Source organism: Actinoplanes sp. NPDC051537 (assembly GCF_055586105.1).
Genome location: NZ_JBVJIU010000003.1, coordinates 451,138 through 468,570, shown reverse-complemented (window position 1 = coordinate 468,570; position 17,433 = coordinate 451,138). Strand labels below are relative to the sequence as shown.

The following is a 17,433-nucleotide window of genomic DNA, read 5'->3' as shown; positions in this document are numbered from 1 at the left end:
TTTAACCCCACAGGCGAGACGTTCCTCACCACGCCCCGGGGTGATGACTCCCCCTCCCCGTGGTCGCCCTCTATCGCACTCTGCCCAGCCACGCACGGGCGTGGCGCCGCTGAGAGAGGCGAGGCACGATGCCCAAGATGTCTTTAGGCCGGACTGCGGTCCGGTTCGGCGCGGTGCTGCTCATGGTCGGAGGTGTCGGCGTGGTCTCGGCGTCGACCTCATACGCCGGCGGTCCCGCCACGATCACGAAACAGGCCTGGGGCAAGACGGCCGGCGGCATCCCCGTCGACCGCTACACCCTCACCAACAACGGGATGCGCGTCAAGATCCTGACGTACGGCGGCATCCTCCAGTCCATCGACGTGCCCGACCGGCACGGCCACACCGCCAACGTGGCGCTCGGCTTCGACAACATCGCCGCCTACGAGGCCGGCAGCCCCTACTTCGGGGCGCTGATCGGCCGGTACGGCAACCGGATCGCCAAGGGTCAGTTCACCCTGGACGGTGTCACCTACCACCTGCCGATCAACAACGACCCCAACAGCCTCCACGGAGGTACGGTCGGGTTCGACAAGCGGGTGTGGACGGCCACGCCGCTGCGGGTCCGCGACGGCGTCGCGCTCAAGCTCCAGCTCACCAGCGCCGACGGCGACCAGGGCTACCCGGGCGAGCTCAAGGCCACGGTGACCTACACGGTGACCCGCGACCACGACATCCGGATGGACTACATCGCGACCACCAGCAAGCCGACGGTCGTCAACCTCACCAACCACAACTACTGGAACCTGGCCGGTGAGGGCACCGGGACGATCGACACCACCAAGCTGCAGCTCAACGCGAGCCGCTACACCCCGGTGGACGCCACGCTGATCCCGACCGGCGCGATCGACCCGGTCGCCGGCACGCCGATGGACTTCCGCAAGGCGACCGCGATCGGCGCCCGCAACCGCGACAGCTTCGGCCAGCTCGTCATCGGCCGCGGCTACGACCACAACTGGGTGCTCGACCGGCGCGACAGCTCGTTCCGCAAGCTGGAGTTCGCGGCCAAGGCCACCGACGCGGCGACCGGGCGGCAGCTGACGATCTACACCACCGAGCCCGGCATCCAGTTCTACGCCGGCAACTTCCTGGACGCGACGCTGATCGGCACGAGCGGCCACATGTACCGGCAGGGCGACGGCTTCGCGCTGGAGACCCAGCACTTCCCCGACTCGCCAAACCACGCCAACTTCCCGTCGACGGTTCTGCGGCCCGGGCAGACGTACAACACCACGACCATCTATCACCTCGGCGTGGCGCGACATGCCTGATCTGCCCCGGGTCGTCGAGGAGGCGGCCGAGAAACTGGATCCACGCGGCACGACCCGGCGCCGGCTGCTGGCCGGCGCCGGGCTGACCAGCGCGTCGCTGGCCGCGACCGGGCTGCTCTCCGCGTGCAGCAAGAGCGACGACAAGACCACGTCGGACGCGATCGGGAACTTCCCGAAGACGCCCAACTGGAAGTTCGTCTTCGTCAACCACGTCACCACCAACCCGTTCTTCACCCCGACCCAGTACGGCGCCGAGGACGCGTGCAAGCTGCTCGGCTGCTCGTACCAGTGGACCGGGTCGCAGAACTCGGTGGTGGCCGAGATGGTCAACGCCACCAACACGGCGATCAGCGGCAAGGCCGACGGGCTCGCCATCGCGGTGGTGGACAAGTCGGCGTTCAAGGCGCCGGTCGACCAGGCTCTCGAGGCGGGCATCCCGGTGGTGTCGTACAACGCCGACGGCGCTCGCGACGACGTGGGCACGAACCGGCTCACGTACATCGGCCAAGGTCTTTATGAGTCGGGGTACGCCCTGGGCCAGCGCGCGCTGACCCAGGTGCAGTCCGGCGCCGTGGTGGGCTTCATCGCCACCCCCGGCCAGCTCAACATCCAGCCCCGCATCGACGGCGCGGCGCAGGCGTTCAAGGACGCCGGCGGCGCGGTGCAGTTCACCTCGGTGGCGACCAACGCCGACGTCACCAAGGGTCTGTCCATCATCGACGCGTACGCGCAGGGGCACAGTGGACTGGCCGGGATGCTGGCGGTGGACGCGGGCTCGACCCAGTCCGTCGGGCAGACGGTGAAGAAGTACAACATGCGCACCAAAGGCCTGAAAGTGGCCGGGGGCTTCGACCTGATCCCGGAGACTCTCGCCTCGATCAAGTCCGGCGATCTCGACTACACCATCGACCAGCAGCCGTACCTGCAGGGCTTCCTGCCGGTGCTCTACCTCTACCTGTTCAAGATCTCCGGCGGCCTCATCTCGCCGCCGCAGACCAACACCGGGCTGCTGTTCGTCACGAAGGACAACGTCGGTCAGTACCAGAGCACCCAGACGCGCTACGAGGGCTCGTCCACCGACGTGAAACTCGTCGAGCGTTCCGGGCCGATCGCGCACGCATGACCGGGACCCTTCCGAAACGGAGCGAAGCGCCGGCGGCCAGTGGCCGGCGCTTCCTTCCCGTGCTGCGCCGCGGCGGCACCGTGCTCGTCCGCTGGCGCGAGGCGAGCGTGCTGATCGTCGCGATCGCCATGGCGATCTACTTCCGGGCGTCCAACGACGTCTTCCTCAGCCATGACAACCTGCGCAACATCGCGCAGGCCACCGCCCCGGCCGCGATCGTCGCGGTCGGCATCGTGCTGCTGCTGGTCTCCGGCGAGATCGACCTGTCGGTCGGCGTGGTGGCGGCGCTCGCCCCGTTCCTCGTGCACTACGCCGTCGACAACTACGGCATCCCGGTGATCCCGGCGTTCCTCATCGCGTTCGCGGTCTCGGCCTTCATCGGGTTCTGCAACGGCGTCATCGTCACCAAGTTCAAGGTGCCGTCGCTGGTGGCCACGCTGGGCTCGTACTATCTGCTGCTCGGCATCTTGCTGACCACCTCGCACGCGTACCCGGCCCAGATCCCTACCGCCGCTCAAGGCAAGATCCAGTCGATCTTCGGGGCGGCCGACTGGTCGTCGCTGATCTGGTGCCTCGGCGTGGTCGGGGTCTACCACATCGTTCTCACCCGTACGCGCTGGGGACTGCACACGATCTCGGTCGGCGGCAACCTGATCGGCGCCACCGAGGCCGGCATCCGGGTCAACCGCATCAAGATCGGCAACTTCATGATGGCGGCCATGCTCGGCGCGCTGGCCGGCATCCTCGAGGCGTTCCGCATCAACAGCATCGACCCGAACATCGGCGGCGGCACCGCGCTCACCTTCACCGCGATCTCGGCCGCGGTCATCGGCGGCACCGCGCTCGCCGGCGGCTCGGGCACGGTCATCGGCGCGCTGCTGGGCGCCCTGATCCTGGCCGAGCTCCAGAACGGCTTCAACCTGATCGGGATCAGCGCGAACCCGTTCAACATCATCCTGGGCAGCGCCATCCTGCTGTCGATGATCGCGAACCAGTACCTGTCGCGGCTGCGGCGGACGGGAGGCGGGTGATGGACGTTCTCGCCGTCGAGCACGTGGCCAAGCGGTTCGGCGCGCTGACCGCGCTGCGCGACGTCAACCTGCGGCTGGAGAAGGGCGAGGTACTCGGGCTGATCGGCGACAACGGCGCCGGCAAATCCACCCTCATCAAGGTCATCTGCGGCTATCACCGGCCCGACTCCGGGCGGCTGGTGGTCAACGGCGAGGAGGTGGTGCTGCGCAGCGTCGACCACGCCCGCGCGCTCGGCATCGACACCGTCTACCAGGGACTCGCCCTGATCAACGAGCTGTCGGTCTACCACAACATGTTCCTCAACCGGGAGCTGATGCTGGGGCCGCTGCTCAACAACCGGGCGATGCGGCGGCAGGCCCGCGCGCACCTGGAGGACATGGGCGTCAACATCGCCAACGTCAACGCCGAGGTCGCCAAGCTCTCCGGCGGCCAGCGGCAGGCGGTGGCGGTGGCCCGGGCCGTCTACTCGGACGCGAAGATCCTGCTGCTGGACGAGCCGCTGGCGGCCATGGGCGCCAAGGAGGGCGCCCTGATCCTCGACCTGATCCGCGACCTGAAAACCCGCGGCGATGTCTCGGTGATCATCATCGCGCACAACTACGCTCAGGTTCTCGACGTCTGCGACCGGGTCAACCTGTTGCAGCACGGCACGATCACGTTCGACAAGCCGACCGCCGAGGTGACGCTCGACGAGCTGACCGAGCTGGTGGTCGCCGAGTACCGGGCCCGCCGCCGCGGCGGCGCCCACTCGGCGGACGAGTGAGAACCGGGGGTTCCATCGGAATGAGCACACGCGACACGGCCCGCCGCACGGCCGGCGATCTCGCCACGCTGCTGGCCGCGGAGAGCCGCGAGGGCCACGTGTGGCAACAGCGGATGTGGCAGATCGCCGCCTGCCTGTCGGCCGACGCCTCCGACGACGAGGCGATCCGGCGGGCGAGGGTGCGATTCGAGGGCCTGTACGCCACGGGCCGCACCTTCGCCGACTTCCAGGTGCGGCGCAGCGACCCCGCCGAGCAGGCCGCCGCCAACGAACGGCTCGGAGTCCTGGCGGCCCGGTTGCGCGACCTGCTGCACCTGCCGCCGACGAAGCTGCGCCGGGCCCGCGACGCCGACGCCGCCGCCGTGGCGTCGATCTGGTCGTCCGGCTGGCGCGACGGCCATCTCGGCCACGTGCCCGAGGAGCTCGTCGCCGTCCGCACCCCCGACACGTTCGCCACCCGGGCGGCGGCCCGCGTGGGCGACACGACGGTCGCCGAGCTGGGCGACGCGGTCGCCGGTTTCATCATGGTCACCGGCGACGAGGTCGAGCAGGTCTACGTCGGCGAGGCGCACCGCGGCTCGGGCGTGGCCGCCGTCCTGCTGTCCGAGGCCGAACGTCAGGTGGCGGCCGCCGGCCACCCGGTGGCGTGGCTCGCGGTGGTCCCCGGAAACGCCCGCGCACGCCGCTTCTACGAGCGCGCGGGCTGGACGGATTCGGGCGGTTTCGACTATGAGGCGGCCTCGATCCGGGTGCCGTGCCGCCGCTACACCAAGCAGGTCGGGGCGTAATCCGGTTGTCGCCGGCCGGCGATTCCGGGACGCTCTGAGGCATGACGCGCTGACCTCACTTCCCCGCTCCCCTGTCTTTTCCGGCTTCTCCCGGCTTTCCCGGCTTCTTCCGGAAGTGAGTGTCTCTTTTGTCCGACCAGCGCTCGCTGGCTTCGGTGCGCGTCTTCGCGTCCGATGGCAGCTGGATCGAGTCCGATGCCGTCGCGCAGTGCCATCAGGTGGCGGCCCTCGACGGCATGATTCATGTGGCCGGCATGCCCGACCTGCACCCCGGCAAGGGTGCGCCGATCGGGGCGGCCATGACCTCGACCGTGCTCTATCCGTTCCTCGTCGGGTCGGACATCGGCTGCGGCATCGCCGTCTTTCCGATCCGGCTCAAGCGGCCCTCCCCCGAGAAGCTGGCGGCCCGCTTCCCCGACCTGGACGAGCCGGTCACCGATCTCGCATTCGACGCCGCCGGCGTCCCGGCCTCGGGCGCGGGCGGCGTTCCGGGCGGCCACCTCGACGGGCTCGGCACGGTCGGGCGCGGCAACCACTTCGTCGAGCTGGCCCGGGTCGACGCGGTCCTCGACCAGGAGCACGCGCGGCGCCTGCAGCTCGAGGCCGGCGACCTCGTGCTGATCGTGCACAGCGGCTCGCGCGGCTGGGCGAGCGCATCCTGCGGCGGCACACCGAGGTGCACGGCGCGGGGCCGGCCGAGGATCCGGCGGCTTATCTCGCGGCCCACGACGAGGCCGTACGGTGGGGGTCGCTCAACCGCCGCGTGATGGCGGCGCGGGTGGCGCGTGCCCTCGGCGCCGAGCCGGCCGAGCCGATCGTCGACGAGTGCCACAACCTGGTCGAGGTCCGCGACGACGGCGTCTACCTGCACCGCAAGGGCGCGGCCCGCGGCGACGGGCGGGACGTGCTGGTGGCCGGCACCCGCGGCACCCGGTCATACCTGGTCGCCGCCCACGCCGGCGCGGAGGCGAACTTCTCGGTCGCGCACGGGGCCGGCCGCAAGATGTCACGGGCCGACGCCCTGCGGCGGGGAAAGGTCAAGCACACCGTCGAGGAGCTGCGGCGTACGCCGGTGGGGTCCGTTGTCGTCTGCGGCGACCGGCAGCTGCTGTTCGAGGAGGCGCCGACCGCCTACAAGCGCATCGAGCAGGTGGTCGGCGACCTGGCCGGGCACGAGCTGGCCACCCCGGTCGCGACGACGGTCCCGCTGGTCACCTACAAGACCGCCGACGTGCCCGGAAAGCGCCGCCGCCGATGACCGCCCACCTGCTGTTGTCGGCCGGCCGCGGCCCGCGGGAGTGCACGTGGGCGGTCGCGCGCCTGCTGCGCCGCCTGGAAACGGAGGCGGCCCGCACGAGAGTGACCGTCGAGCGCGTCGAGACCGTCCCCGGCGACCACCCGGGAACGTTCCGCTCGGTCCTGCTGCGCATCGGCGACGAGCCCTTCGCGGCGAGCTGGACGGGGACGCTGTGCTGGCAGGCCACGAGCCCGTACCGGCGTGGCCACGGCCGCAAGAACTGGTACGTGATCGCCGAACGCTGCGAGGTGGAGACCGTCACGCGGGTGTTCCGCGAGGACGACGTCGAGGTCGTGCCGATCCGCACGGGCGGCCCGGGCGGCCAGCACCGCAACAAGGCGAGCACCGCGGTCCGGGCCACCCACCGCCCGACCGGGGCCGTCGTCGTGGTCGACACCGAGCGCAAGCTCAGCCTCAATCGCGGCCTCGCGATGCGCCTGCTGCGCGAGCGTCTCGACGAGGGCAACCACTCGGCCGAGCGGGAACAGACCGCGGCCCGGTGGCGGGTGCACGACGAGCTCGTCCGCGGAAACCCGGTACGGACCGAACGCCCGTGAACCGCGCCCGGCCCCCCGTGTGCCGGGCGCGGGGGTCGGTCAGTTCTTCTGGGACAGGAAGCTCAGGGTCACGGTCGCGAGCAGCGGTGACGTGCCCATCGAGTAGTGCGTGACGCCGGGCAGGATGGCCAGCGCGTGGCCACCCTCGGGACGGTTCTCGCCCATCCAGCCGCCGTCGCGCAGGCCGCCGCCGAGCAGCTTGAAGACCTCGGCGAAGTGCGTCACCGGCCACATGTCGGCGTCGCCCGCCACGATCATCGTGGGGACGGTCAGCGCGCGTACCTGGTCGGAGAAGTCGAAGTCGTTCGCCATCGACCGGCCCATCTTGTCGAGCAGGCGCGGGAAGTCCTCGGGGCGGGGCGCGACCCGGTTGTAGAGCTCCCACATCGGGGTCTCCTTCAAGAACTCGGCCGCCGCCGCGCCCACCTGGCCCTGCTGCTCGAGGATCTCGGGGTAGGTGGCGTCGCGGCGGATGCCGGCCGACACCGAGACCAGGCGGCCGACCTTCTCCGGGTGGTTGAAGGCGAGCTGCATGGCCACGCCGCCGCCGAGCGAGTAGCCGACCACGTCGGGCCGGTCGAGGCCCAGGTGATCGATCAGCGCCGCGATGTCGTCACCCATCGTGCGTACGTCGATCGGGCGGTCGACGTCGGCCGTGCGGCCGTGCCCCTGGAGGTCGGGCAGGATCACCTGGTGGCTCGCGGCGAGTGCGGCCAGGTTCGGACCGAACATCTCGCCCGAGCCGAGGCCGCCGTGGAGCAGGATCAGGGGGCTGCCCGACCCGTGCGTCTCGTAGTAGAGGTTGATGCCGTTGACCTCGGCGTAGCTCATCGGGGCTCTCCTCGCTCAGTGTGTTGCCGGTACAGACCGGCCGCCGGACGGAAACTCATCGCTGGTATCTGGCAGTCTTCCCAATCGAACCGAAAATCTTGGAGGCAGTCATGCGGATCGCGGTCACCGGCGGCACCGGCAAGCTCGGGCGGGCCGTGGTCGCCGGGCTCAGGGCGAGCGGCGACGACGTGATCAACCTGGATGCGGCGGCCGAGCGGCCGGACATCCGGATCGACCTCACCGACTACGGCCAGACGATCGAGGCGCTCACCGCCATCGACGACCGGTACGACAAGATCGATGCGGTGGTGCACCTCGCGGCCATCCCGGCGCCCGGCATCACCGGCAACGCGGCGACGTTCCAGAACAACATCATCGCCACCTACAACGTGTTCGCCGCGGCCAAGGCGGCCGGCATCACGAACGTGGTGTGGGCGTCCAGCGAGACGGTGCTGGGCCTGCCGTTCGACACCCCGCCGCCGTACATCCCGGTCGACGAGGAATATCCGGCGCGCCCGGAGTCCCGCTACTCGCTGGCCAAGCACCTCGAGGAGACGATGGCGGCGCAGTTCTGCCGCTGGAACCCCGAGCTCAAGATGGTCGGCCTGCGCTTCTCGAACGTGATGGACCCGTCCGACTACGCCGAGTTCCCGTCCTTCGACGCCGACCCCCACCTGCGCAAATGGAACCTCTGGGGCTACATCGACGCGCGCGACGGCGCCCAGGCGGTCCGCAAGGCCCTCGACTACCAGGCCACCGGCGTCGAGGTCTTCATCATCGCCAACGCCGACACGGTGATGAGCCGCTCGTCGGCGAGCCTGGCGGCCGAGGTCTACCCCGGGGTCGAGGTGCGCAAGGAGCTGGGCGACCACGAGACGATGCTGTCGATCGACAAGGCAAAGCGCCTTCTGGGGTACGACCCACAGCACTCCTGGCGTTCGTAGGCACCCGTCCTAGCCGAGCATCGACGCGCACACCCCGGCCGTCACGATGCCGGTCGCGGCCCCGCCGATCAGCACGCCGAGGCCGAACTGGCGGCTGTTCGGCGAGACCATCAGCCCGCCGCCGAGCAGCAGGAGGATCGGAACGAACGCCAGGTAGTCCAGCTCGTCGTCGAGGGCGCGCATGAGCGCGATCGTGGAGAAGCAGGGGCCGACGAGACCGATCATCGCGCCGAGCGCCAGGCCGCCGTAGAAGAGCCCGCCGACCGACGTGGTCACCGGCGGCGAGGTCACGTGCAGCTCGGCCTGCCCGGCGCGTTGCAGCAGCACCAGCACGAATCCGGTCCGGTCCCGGGCCATCAGCGCCGGGCCCTCGTGCGCCGTCCACGCGCGTGGCTCGAAGCCGGCCGCCTGCCAGTCGCCGGCGAACAGCGCGAACACGTCGACGCCGGGCGGGACCAGCAGGGTCATGCCGCGGTGCACGCGGGTGCCGGTCTCGTGCGGCGCGAGCGCGAACGGCGGGATCTCCGGCGCGGCGATCGGCATGCCGGTGATCGGCGGGTCGGCGCGCGCCAGCAGAATCGCGGCGATCCGCTGGTCGACACCCTGGACTGCCTGGTCCCGTCGCACGTCCCCTAGGTTACGATCAAAAGGTGCATATCGGGCGTACGGCGGGAATCACGCACGGCGCTTTCGTGGCTCTCGGGCTGATCGTCGCCGGGATCGTGCTCGCCGCCGAGACCCGCCACCGGGGCCGGTCGGACTTCCGGCTCTGGTACCTGGTGGCCGGCGCGCTGGTCGGCGGCGCGATCTTCGAGCGGCTCGGCACCTGGCTGCGGCATCTCTCGCCGGCCGCCAACGCGGGGCCCGCCGAGCAATGGCTCTACGGCAGCCGCAGCATCCTGTCCGGTCTCGCCGGCGCGTACGCGGGCGTGCTCGTCGCGAAGCGCCTGTGCCGCTACGAGTCGCACACCGGCGACCTGTTCGCCCCGGCGATCGCGGCCGGCATGGCGGTCGGCCGGATCGGCTGCCTGCTCACCGAGCTGCCCGGCACCCCGACCGGCGGGCGCTGGGGCGTCACGCTCGGCGCGGCCGAGGCGGCCCGTTTCCCGGGGACGCGCGCCGGCGTCCCGCTGCACCCGTCGTTCGCGTACGAGATCATCTTTCATCTTGTCGCGCTGGTGGTCCTGCTCCGCCTGCGCGATCGGGTCACGCTGCCCGACGCGCTGTTCACCGGATATCTCGTCGCCTACGCCGTCTTCCGGTTCGTCGTCGAGTTCGTGCGCGGCAACGAGGTGGTCGCCGCCGGGCTCACCCGGCCGCAGCTGTTCCTGCTCGCCTGCTCGCCGCTGCTCGCCTGGCGGGTGTGGCGCCTCGGCGCCGACCGCCGCGTGGCCGAGGGCATCGCGTGATCGGGGCAGGCATGATCGGTCCTGGCATGCCGTTGCGGTCCGACCGGATTCATCGCTACGTCAACGCGTTCTGCCCGCGGTGCGACCACACCGACGTCGCCGCCGTGCAGCGCCTCTCCGGCCGCCTGATGATCCGCGACGGCGCGGTGTGGCTCGAGCGCGGCTGCCCCCGGCACGGGCTGGTCAGCACCCTGTACGACGAGGACCCGGAGATCTTGCGCTACCTGGAGCTGTGGACCGCTCCCACCAAACAACACACGGCGGACGTACGCGGGAACTTCGCCCCGATTCCCGCCGCCTACCTGGACGGGCTCCCCGAGATGCAGACCCAGCACACCTGCATCCTGCTCACCGACCTGACCGATTCGTGCAACCTGCGCTGCCCGACCTGCTTCGCCGACTCGTCCCCGGCGATCGAGTCGGTGGTGCCGCTCGCCGGCGTGCTCGCCTCGCTCGACGCCCGCCTCGCGCGCGAGAACCAGCGCCTGGACGTGCTGATGCTCTCCGGCGGCGAGCCGACGCTCTACCCCTTCCTGAGCAGCCTGCTCGACGAGGTGACGGCGCGTCCGGTGGTGCGCACGCTGATCAACACGAACGGACTGCGGATCGCCCGCGACGACGCGCTGCTCGACCTGCTCACGTCGCATCGCGAGCGGGTCGAGGTCTACCTCCAGTACGACGGCCTGAGCGAGCGCGCCCACCGCCACCACCGCGGCGCCGACCTGCGCCGCCTCAAGGACCAGGCGATCGACCGTCTCTCGTCCCGGGGCATCTTCACCACGCTCACCATGACCGCCGCCCTGGACGTCAACGACGACGAGATCGGCGCCGTCGTGAAGCGGGCGCTGGACACGCCGTACGTGGGCGGGGTGGTCGTTCAGCCGCAGTTCGGCTCCGGCCGCTCGGGCCCGATCGACGAGAACCACCGGCTGACCCACACCGGCGTCCTGGCCCGGCTCGGCCCGCAGACCGGCGACCTCGTCACCTGGCGCGACCTGACCGCGTTGCCCTGCTCCCACCCGCACTGCTGCTCGGTCGGGTACCTGCTGCGCGACGACTCCGGCGCCTGGCGGTCGCTCACCGCCCTGATCGGCGCCGACCGTCTGCTGAGCCTGCTCGACCTGGCCCCGGATCTGATCGCGAACCGGATCGCCGACGCCGACCTGCCGGCCGGCCTGCGCACCGCCGCCCGGGACTCGCTGCTGGGCCTGCTGTCCGAGCAGTCCTCGCTGTCCCACCCGCGCGTCGGCGACCTGTGGCAGGACATCTGCACCGCCTGCGACCTCGGCATCGGCACGCTCACCACGCTGGCGTCGTCGGCCCTGCCCGGCGGCCGCGCCCGCCTGCGCCGGATGCTCGCCGAACGGGTCAAGCGCATCACGGTCAAGCCGTTCATGGACCTGGCCACGATGATCGAGGAACGCCTCGCGCAGTGCTGCGTCCACGTCGGCACCCGCAACGGCGACCGCGACCAGTGCGCCCCGTTCTGCGCCGTGCAGGCGTGGCCGCAGCTCTCCGCCCAGCGCCTCCCCCGCACGATCGCTCGATGAGACGCGACCCGCTGCCGCTGTGCGTCTACGCGACGGTCGCCGCGCTGACCTGGTGGCTGGGCCCGATCGCGGTGGCCGGCTTCGCGGCCCTGGCTTTCGCGGGCTACGTCCGAGCGTGGCGCTTCGGCCTGCGCCGCTCCTCCTGCCGCCTGCGCGACGTGCGCCTGGTCCTCGCCTACCTGGCCGCCCTGACCATCGCCGGCCTGGCCGCAATAGTGATGGACTTGAATGTGTTGCGGCCCTTCTCGTAGCATCCGCACCATCTCGGACTCGAAGCCCCGCATGGTGATCGCCGCGGTGGTCACGGCCCTGGCCCTCGCGCTGGGCGTGACCGCGTCGGCGTTGGGGTGGGCCGCGCCCGCGGCGCCGCCCGCCGCCCCGGGGGCGCCGTTCCCACCTGGGCCACCGCCTCCCTGGTCGCCCCGGCCCGGGCCGGGGCAGTTCGGGCCGAGCCACTTCGGACCGAGCCGCCTCCCGCCGAGCTACCGCTGACCGTGCCGCCCCTCTTGCTCTGCTTACCTATACGCGCCACCCGACCCCTCCCGGCGCGCCGACCCCCTCCCGGCGCGCATAGGTAAGCAGAGCGACGCGCACAACACGCGCCACCCCAACCCCACCCGGCGCGCATAGGTAAGCAGAGCAAAGCTCCCACCACGCGCCACCACGACCCGTCCCGGCGCGCATAGGTAAGCAGAGCGACGCGCACAACACGCGCCACCCCAACCCCACCCGGCGCGCATAGGTAAGCAGAGCGACGCGCCGCCCGGCCCGGCCATCCCAAGCCGGCCATTGTGATGGGAGCGCTCCCATGTAACGATGACCGTCACTTCCTCACCCGCGTACGTCTTGCCCCCGAAGGACCCCGCAGATGCGCGCTCTAGCGCGGCTCGCCGTGACCACCGTGCTGGTCGCGGCCCCCATCGCCGCAGTCACCGTCACCACCGTCGCCCACGCGGCCGACGATCCCGCGCCGGTCACCGTGCTCACCAGCGATTTCGAGGACGGCACCGTCCAGGGCTGGACCGGCCGCTCGGCCGAGACCCTCGCGAACAGCACCACCGTCGCCCACGGCGGCACGCACAGCCTCGCGGTCACCGGCCGCACCGCCGCCTGGCAGGGGCCCTCGCTCGACGTGCTCGGCACGTTCGAGAAGGGCACCTCCTACACGATCTCGATCTGGGTGCGCCTGGCCGAGGGCTCCGACAACGCCCGGCTCAGCGCCGAGCGCCGGACGGGAACGACGGCCTCCTACGACACCGTGGTCGGCAACACGGCGGTCACCAGCGGCGGGTGGACGAACCTCACGGGGCACTACACGCTGGCCGCCGACGTCGACTTCCTTCATCTGTACGTGGAGACGGCGTCCACCTTGGCCGGGTTCAACGTCGACGACCTGACCGTCACGTACGTGCCGGCGCTGCCGATCCAGACCGACATCCCGGCCGTGAAGAGCGTCGTCACCGAGTTCCCGGTCGGCGCCGCGATCACCGGCGCCGAGACGGTCACGTTGCACGGCGACCTGCTGGCCCGGCACTTCAACTCGGTGACCCTGGGCAACGCGCTCAAGTGGGACGCGACCGAGCCGACCGAGAACACGTTCACCTACGCCCAGGCGGACCCGCTCATCGCGTACGCGAAAGCCCACACCATGGCCGTGCGCGGGCACACGCTGGTGTGGCACAACCAGACGCCGTCCTGGGTCTTCACCCGCGCCGACGGCACCGCGATGACCGGCACCGCCGACGACAAGACGCTGTTGCTGTCCCGCCTCGAGAACCACATCCGCAACGTGGCCGCCCACTACGGCGCCACGATCGGCACCTGGGACGTGGTCAACGAGGTCATCGACGAGTCGCAGTCGGACGGCATGCGCCGCAGCGCCTGGTACAACGTGACCGGGCTCGACTACATCCGCACGGCGTTCACGGTGGCGCGCGAGGTGCTGCCGGCCGCGAAGCTGTGCATCAACGACTACAACACCAACGTCGCGGCCAAGCGGGACGCCCTCTACAACCTGGTCTCGAAGCTGAAGGGCGAGGGCGTGCCGATCGACTGCGTCGGCCACCAGATGCACATCAACGTGAGCTGGCCGTCGGTCGCCGACACCGAGGCGATGATCCAGAAGTTCGTGCCGCTCGGCGTCGAGCAGCAGATCACCGAGATGGACGTCAGCATCTACACCAGCAGCGGCGAGAGCTTCCCGACGCCGCCGGCCGACCGTCTTCTCCAGCAGGCGTACGTGTACCGGGACATGTTCGCGCTGTTCCGCAAGTACAAGTCGGCCATCACGTCGGTGACGCTGTGGGGCCTCGCCGACGACAACACGTGGCTCGACACGTACCCGGTCGCTCGCAAGGACGCCCCGCTGCTGTTCGACACCCGCCTGCAGGCCAAGTCCGCGTACTGGGGCGTGGTCGATCCCACCAAGATCGGCAGCAGCACGACCAGCCCGACGCCGGCCACCTCGACGTCGTCGCCGGCGAGCACCTCGCCCACGACCGCGCCGGCCGGCAACTGCGCGGTCACCTACCGGGTCACCGGCAGCTGGCCGGGCGGCTTCCAGGGCGACGTGAAGATCGCCAACACGGGCACCGCGGCGATCGCCGGATGGAAGCTCGGATGGACGTTCGCGGGCGGCCAGACGATCAGTCAACTGTGGAACGGAACGGTCTCGCAGAGCGGCAACACTGTTACGGTCGTCAATGCGTCGTGGAACGGCGCGATCCCCGCCGGCGGCTCGCAGTCGGTCGGCTTCCTGGCCGGCTGGACGGGCAGCAACCCCGTACCGGCCGCTTTCACCCTCAATGGCACCGCCTGCACCGTCCTCTAGCCCAAGGAGTCCGGTCCATGACCCTGTCCACGATCGCCGGCGCCGCCCTGCTCAGCCTGCTCGCGGCGGCGCCGGCCCCGGCCCCGGCGCCCCGCCAGTTCGGCGCGGTGGTCGAGGCCGAGAGCTTCGACGCCGCGCACGCCGTACGCGTGTTCCATGATCTGGCCGCCTCGGGCGGCAAGGCCGTAGCGTTCTCCGGTGGCGACTGGCTCCGCTTCGACGCCGTCGACTTCGGCACCTACACCCAGGCCAGCGGCTACGCCAAGTGGCGCTCCTGCTCGACCTCGCCGGGCACCATCGACCTGCGCCTGGACAGCCCGACCGCCACCCCGTTCCTGACGTTCACCATCGTCGGCGCGAACTGCGACCAGTGGTACCAGTCGAGCCAGCGCCTCGGCACCGCCTCGACCCCGACCGGCGTGCACGCGCTCTACATGCACGCCACGGCGACCGGCCGCTGCGACTTCTACCGGTTCGACAGCTTCCAGCTCATCCAGCAGACCAGCCCGCCGATCCCGTGACCGGGCCGCCCGGGGTCGCGCTCAGTGCGGCGCGGCCCCGGCTTCCTGCAACGCGGTCAGCTCACGGCCCGGGCGGAAGGCCCAGCGAAGGGCGTTCGAGCCGTCGGTGCCCGTCGCCGTCCGGAGGCGGCGCGGCCACAGGTTGCCGAGGCCGAACAGGGCCCCGGCCAGGGCGCAGGCCAGCAGGCAGTGGCTCAGCAGTTCCGAGGTGACGGCGAAGGCCACCCGCGACAGCACGGCGGCCAGGCCCAGGTCGATGGCCGGCCCGGCGAGGTAGAAGACGACGAACCGCGCGGGCAGGGCCGGCGCCGCCAGGTCGGGACGGACCTGGACGTACGAGCCGTCGCCCCATCGCACCCGCATGCCGGCCACCCGGAGTCTCAGCAGCAGCGCCGCCAGCAGGTGGGCGCCCTCGTGCAGCACCACGAAGAGCGGCGCGGCCACCGCCACCGCCAGGACCGGCAGCACGAAGCCCCACGCGCCGTTGTCCACGTCGGCCAGGCCGACCGGGACGGCCAGGCCGAACAGCAGCGCGGCCACCAGCCACGGACCGAGCCGTCTCACTCCCGCATCGTATCGACGCCGGGTGTCACCGCGCGCTTCCGGGGAATGAAGGAGGCAACCGACCGACGAGGAGTGAGAGCGATGACCGCCGATGGTGTCGTCAACCCGGATGTCGCGCTGGACCGCGAGGTCGAGGCGCTGGCCCAGCGGTTCCCCGACGTGGACCGCGCCGAGCTCGACCAGCGCGTCCACGCGACCTATGCGCAGCTCAAGGACGAGGCAACGATCGACACGCACCTGGTCGCGATGACCGAGGGCCAGGTCACCGAGGACCTGCGGCGCGAGGGCGCGGAAGTCCACGTGCGCGGCGAGGACCGCGCCTGAATCAGAGCCGGCGCCTTACTCAGAGCCGGCGCCTTACTCAGAGCCGGCGCCTTACTCAGAGCCGGCGCGACGGCGGGCGCCACGCCCAGGAGAGCAGCGTCAGCACCGCGAACATCGAGGGCGCGATCACCGCGGTCGGCGGCTGGTGTGCCGCGACATTCGAGGCGACCGCCCCGACCATATTGATCATGATGCCCGTGTACGCCCATTCCTTGAGCCGTGGCAGCCGCGGCGCGACGAGCACGACCGCCGCGGCGAGCTTGGCCCCGCCCATGATCGTGGCGAGGTACCCGGGATAGCCCAGCTCGATCATGGCCGGGTAGAACGGCGGCGCTTTGGCCAGATCGAGGGCGCCGCCGATCGCGCTCTCGGCCACGACGATCGAGGTGACGGCCCAGTAGCCGTACGAAAGTCGCATCGGATCCCTCCATCGAAACGGATCCGTACCTTTAGAGATACGCTACCGTTTCGATGGAGGGGGTGCAATGGCGATCTCGCGCGGGGCGGGCGCCCGGAAGCGCGTGCTCGACGCGGCGCTCGAGGTGCTGGACGACGACGGCCTGGCCGGCTTCACGATGGAGGCGGTGGCCCGCCGCGCCGGGGCGAGCAAGGCGACCCTCTACCGCCACTGGCCCACCGCCGGCGCGCTGCTGGTCGACGCGATGGACGCGACGTTCCGGCCGCTGCCGGCCCCCGACACCGGCCGGGTCGAGACCGACGTCGCCGAGCTGCTGCACGCCTTCGCCGCCCAGCTCGCGAGCCCGCGGTACCCGCGCCTGCTGGCCGCCTTCATGGACGCCGCCGAGCGCGACCCCGCCCTGAAGACGCTGCACGCCGACCTGACCCGCCGCCGTCGCGAGCCGATGCTGGCCGCCCTGACCCGGGCCCGCGATCGCGGCGAGCTGCCGCCCACCCTCGACCCCGATCTCACCGTCGACCTGCTGGCGGCCCCGTTCTTCTACCGCCGTTTCGTGGCCCACCGCCCGATCCCGGCCTCGATGGTCGACGAGGTGGTCGAGCGGGTCCTGCCGGCCCGCCGGTCATGATCGGGTCAACCCCACGCTCGCCACGAAGATGCAGATGGCGGCCGCGAGCATGAGGCCGTGCAGGACCATGTGCTCCACATTGGGACGGGGCCGGTCACCGATGCGGGGCAGCACGATCAGGGTCCGGGCGTACGTGCGGGAGTGCAGCTCGGACCACGAGGCGCCGGTGCCCGCGGTGGCCCACGGCGCCGTCACCCCCACCAGGTAGGGCATCCACCACAGGACCAGCCCGCCGGCGACGGCCAGCAGCTCGACGGCCCCGCCGATGAAGCCCAGCGCCGGCACGCCGAGCAGCGCGGCGAGCCCCAGCAGGACCGCCGGCAGGGCCATGACCGGCCCGTTGATGAGGACTTCGGTGCGTTGCTCGGAGCGCTTGGCGCCGCGCACGTTGTTGAGCGGGTAGAGGTCGACCAGCGTCGTGAGGGCGTGGTAGGCGACGGCGGCGAGGGTGAGTGTGATGGCGATGGCGAGCACGGGTGCCTCCTTCGAGCAGATGCTTACGGCGTAAGCATGGCTAGGATGGCTTACACCGTAAACATCGTCA

The 17,433-nt window shown here is 70.9% G+C and carries 19 protein-coding genes and 1 pseudogene; 15 read left to right on the top strand and 5 right to left on the bottom strand.

Features of this window, described 5'->3' with window-relative positions; all coding sequences use genetic code 11:
- Positions 1 to 137 precede the first annotated feature (137 nt).
- From ACZ6TB_RS09035 to prfH, 7 genes and pseudogenes are all read left to right on the top strand, one after another.
- Positions 138 to 1,310 (top strand): aldose epimerase family protein, encoded by a 1,173-nt coding sequence (locus tag ACZ6TB_RS09035; protein ID WP_465552260.1) that lies wholly within the window; start codon positions 138 to 140, stop codon positions 1,308 to 1,310.
- Positions 1,303 to 2,433, top strand: coding sequence for a substrate-binding domain-containing protein (locus ACZ6TB_RS09030; RefSeq protein ID WP_465552258.1), 1,131 nt, complete (start codon positions 1,303 to 1,305; stop codon positions 2,431 to 2,433). The genes ACZ6TB_RS09035 and ACZ6TB_RS09030 overlap by 8 nt, the downstream gene beginning before the upstream one ends.
- Positions 2,430 to 3,464 (top strand): ABC transporter permease, encoded by a 1,035-nt coding sequence (locus ACZ6TB_RS09025; protein ID WP_465552256.1) that lies wholly within the window; start codon positions 2,430 to 2,432, stop codon positions 3,462 to 3,464. Before ACZ6TB_RS09030 ends, ACZ6TB_RS09025 begins: the two co-directional genes overlap by 4 nt.
- Positions 3,464 to 4,228, top strand: coding sequence for an ATP-binding cassette domain-containing protein (locus ACZ6TB_RS09020; RefSeq protein ID WP_465552254.1), 765 nt, complete (start codon positions 3,464 to 3,466; stop codon positions 4,226 to 4,228). Before ACZ6TB_RS09025 ends, ACZ6TB_RS09020 begins: the two co-directional genes overlap by 1 nt.
- A 20-nt stretch (positions 4,229 to 4,248) precedes the next feature.
- Positions 4,249 to 5,016 (top strand): GNAT family N-acetyltransferase, encoded by a 768-nt coding sequence (locus ACZ6TB_RS09015; protein ID WP_465552252.1) that lies wholly within the window; start codon positions 4,249 to 4,251, stop codon positions 5,014 to 5,016.
- Between the two features lie 119 nt (positions 5,017 to 5,135).
- Positions 5,136 to 6,274: pseudogene (locus ACZ6TB_RS09010) on the top strand (RNA ligase RtcB family protein).
- Complete coding sequence (gene prfH, locus ACZ6TB_RS09005; RefSeq protein ID WP_465552250.1) at positions 6,271 to 6,870, top strand: peptide chain release factor H; 600 nt, start codon at positions 6,271 to 6,273, stop codon at positions 6,868 to 6,870. The pseudogene ACZ6TB_RS09010 and the gene prfH overlap by 4 nt, the downstream one beginning before the upstream one ends.
- Before the next feature lie 39 nt (positions 6,871 to 6,909).
- Here prfH and ACZ6TB_RS09000 read toward each other — a convergent pair whose 3' ends face one another.
- A complete protein-coding gene (locus tag ACZ6TB_RS09000; RefSeq protein WP_465552248.1) occupies positions 6,910 to 7,701 on the bottom strand; it encodes an alpha/beta fold hydrolase in 792 nt (263 codons plus the stop codon).
- Positions 7,702 to 7,811: 110 nt separating this feature from the next.
- Between ACZ6TB_RS09000 and ACZ6TB_RS08995 the strand changes: the two genes are divergently transcribed.
- Complete coding sequence (locus ACZ6TB_RS08995) at positions 7,812 to 8,645, top strand: NAD-dependent epimerase/dehydratase family protein (RefSeq protein ID WP_465552246.1); 834 nt, start codon at positions 7,812 to 7,814, stop codon at positions 8,643 to 8,645.
- A gap of 9 nt (positions 8,646 to 8,654) precedes the next feature.
- On the opposite strand, the gene ACZ6TB_RS08990 is transcribed toward ACZ6TB_RS08995, so the two are convergent.
- The gene (locus tag ACZ6TB_RS08990; protein ID WP_465552244.1) at positions 8,655 to 9,272 is read right to left on the bottom strand and encodes a hypothetical protein; all 618 of its coding nucleotides are present in this window, start codon (positions 9,270 to 9,272) and stop codon (positions 8,655 to 8,657) included.
- Between the two features lie 23 nt (positions 9,273 to 9,295).
- Here ACZ6TB_RS08990 and ACZ6TB_RS08985 point away from each other — a divergent pair, with 23 nt between their 5' ends.
- The 5 genes from ACZ6TB_RS08985 to ACZ6TB_RS08965 all read left to right on the top strand — a co-directional run bounded on the left by ACZ6TB_RS08985 (position 9,296) and on the right by ACZ6TB_RS08965 (position 14,955).
- Positions 9,296 to 10,054: a prolipoprotein diacylglyceryl transferase gene (locus ACZ6TB_RS08985; protein WP_465552242.1), complete on the top strand. Its 759-nt coding sequence runs from the start codon at positions 9,296 to 9,298 to the stop codon at positions 10,052 to 10,054.
- A gap of 26 nt (positions 10,055 to 10,080) precedes the next feature.
- Entirely contained in the window at positions 10,081 to 11,604 is a 1,524-nt protein-coding gene (locus ACZ6TB_RS08980) for a radical SAM protein (protein ID WP_465552240.1), read from the top strand.
- Positions 11,601 to 11,855 carry a hypothetical protein gene (locus ACZ6TB_RS08975; RefSeq protein ID WP_465552238.1) on the top strand — a complete coding sequence of 85 codons (255 nt, stop codon included), beginning with the start codon at positions 11,601 to 11,603 and terminating at the stop codon, positions 11,853 to 11,855. Before ACZ6TB_RS08980 ends, ACZ6TB_RS08975 begins: the two co-directional genes overlap by 4 nt.
- A gap of 617 nt (positions 11,856 to 12,472) precedes the next feature.
- A complete protein-coding gene (locus ACZ6TB_RS08970; RefSeq protein WP_465552236.1) occupies positions 12,473 to 14,434 on the top strand; it encodes an endo-1,4-beta-xylanase in 1,962 nt (653 codons plus the stop codon).
- 17 nt (positions 14,435 to 14,451) lie between these two features.
- On the top strand, positions 14,452 to 14,955 hold the full coding sequence (locus ACZ6TB_RS08965) for a carbohydrate-binding protein (RefSeq protein ID WP_465552234.1): 504 nt from the start codon (positions 14,452 to 14,454) through the stop codon (positions 14,953 to 14,955).
- Positions 14,956 to 14,976: 21 nt separating this feature from the next.
- On the opposite strand, the gene ACZ6TB_RS08960 is transcribed toward ACZ6TB_RS08965, so the two are convergent.
- Positions 14,977 to 15,519 (bottom strand): hypothetical protein, encoded by a 543-nt coding sequence (locus tag ACZ6TB_RS08960; RefSeq protein ID WP_465552232.1) that lies wholly within the window; start codon positions 15,517 to 15,519, stop codon positions 14,977 to 14,979.
- An 81-nt stretch (positions 15,520 to 15,600) separates the two neighbouring features.
- Between ACZ6TB_RS08960 and ACZ6TB_RS08955 the strand changes: the two genes are divergently transcribed.
- A complete protein-coding gene (locus ACZ6TB_RS08955) occupies positions 15,601 to 15,843 on the top strand; it encodes a three-helix bundle dimerization domain-containing protein (protein ID WP_465552230.1) in 243 nt (80 codons plus the stop codon).
- Positions 15,844 to 15,898: 55 nt separating this feature from the next.
- Here ACZ6TB_RS08955 and ACZ6TB_RS08950 read toward each other — a convergent pair whose 3' ends face one another.
- Positions 15,899 to 16,261 (bottom strand): DoxX family protein, encoded by a 363-nt coding sequence (locus tag ACZ6TB_RS08950; RefSeq protein WP_465552228.1) that lies wholly within the window; start codon positions 16,259 to 16,261, stop codon positions 15,899 to 15,901.
- 67 nt (positions 16,262 to 16,328) lie between these two features.
- Between ACZ6TB_RS08950 and ACZ6TB_RS08945 the strand changes: the two genes are divergently transcribed.
- Entirely contained in the window at positions 16,329 to 16,889 is a 561-nt protein-coding gene (locus ACZ6TB_RS08945; RefSeq protein WP_465552226.1) for a TetR/AcrR family transcriptional regulator, read from the top strand.
- On the opposite strand, the gene ACZ6TB_RS08940 is transcribed toward ACZ6TB_RS08945, so the two are convergent.
- Entirely contained in the window at positions 16,884 to 17,363 is a 480-nt protein-coding gene (locus tag ACZ6TB_RS08940; RefSeq protein ID WP_465552224.1) for a hypothetical protein, read from the bottom strand. The genes ACZ6TB_RS08945 and ACZ6TB_RS08940 overlap by 6 nt on opposite strands.
- Positions 17,364 to 17,433: the final 70 nt, after the last annotated feature.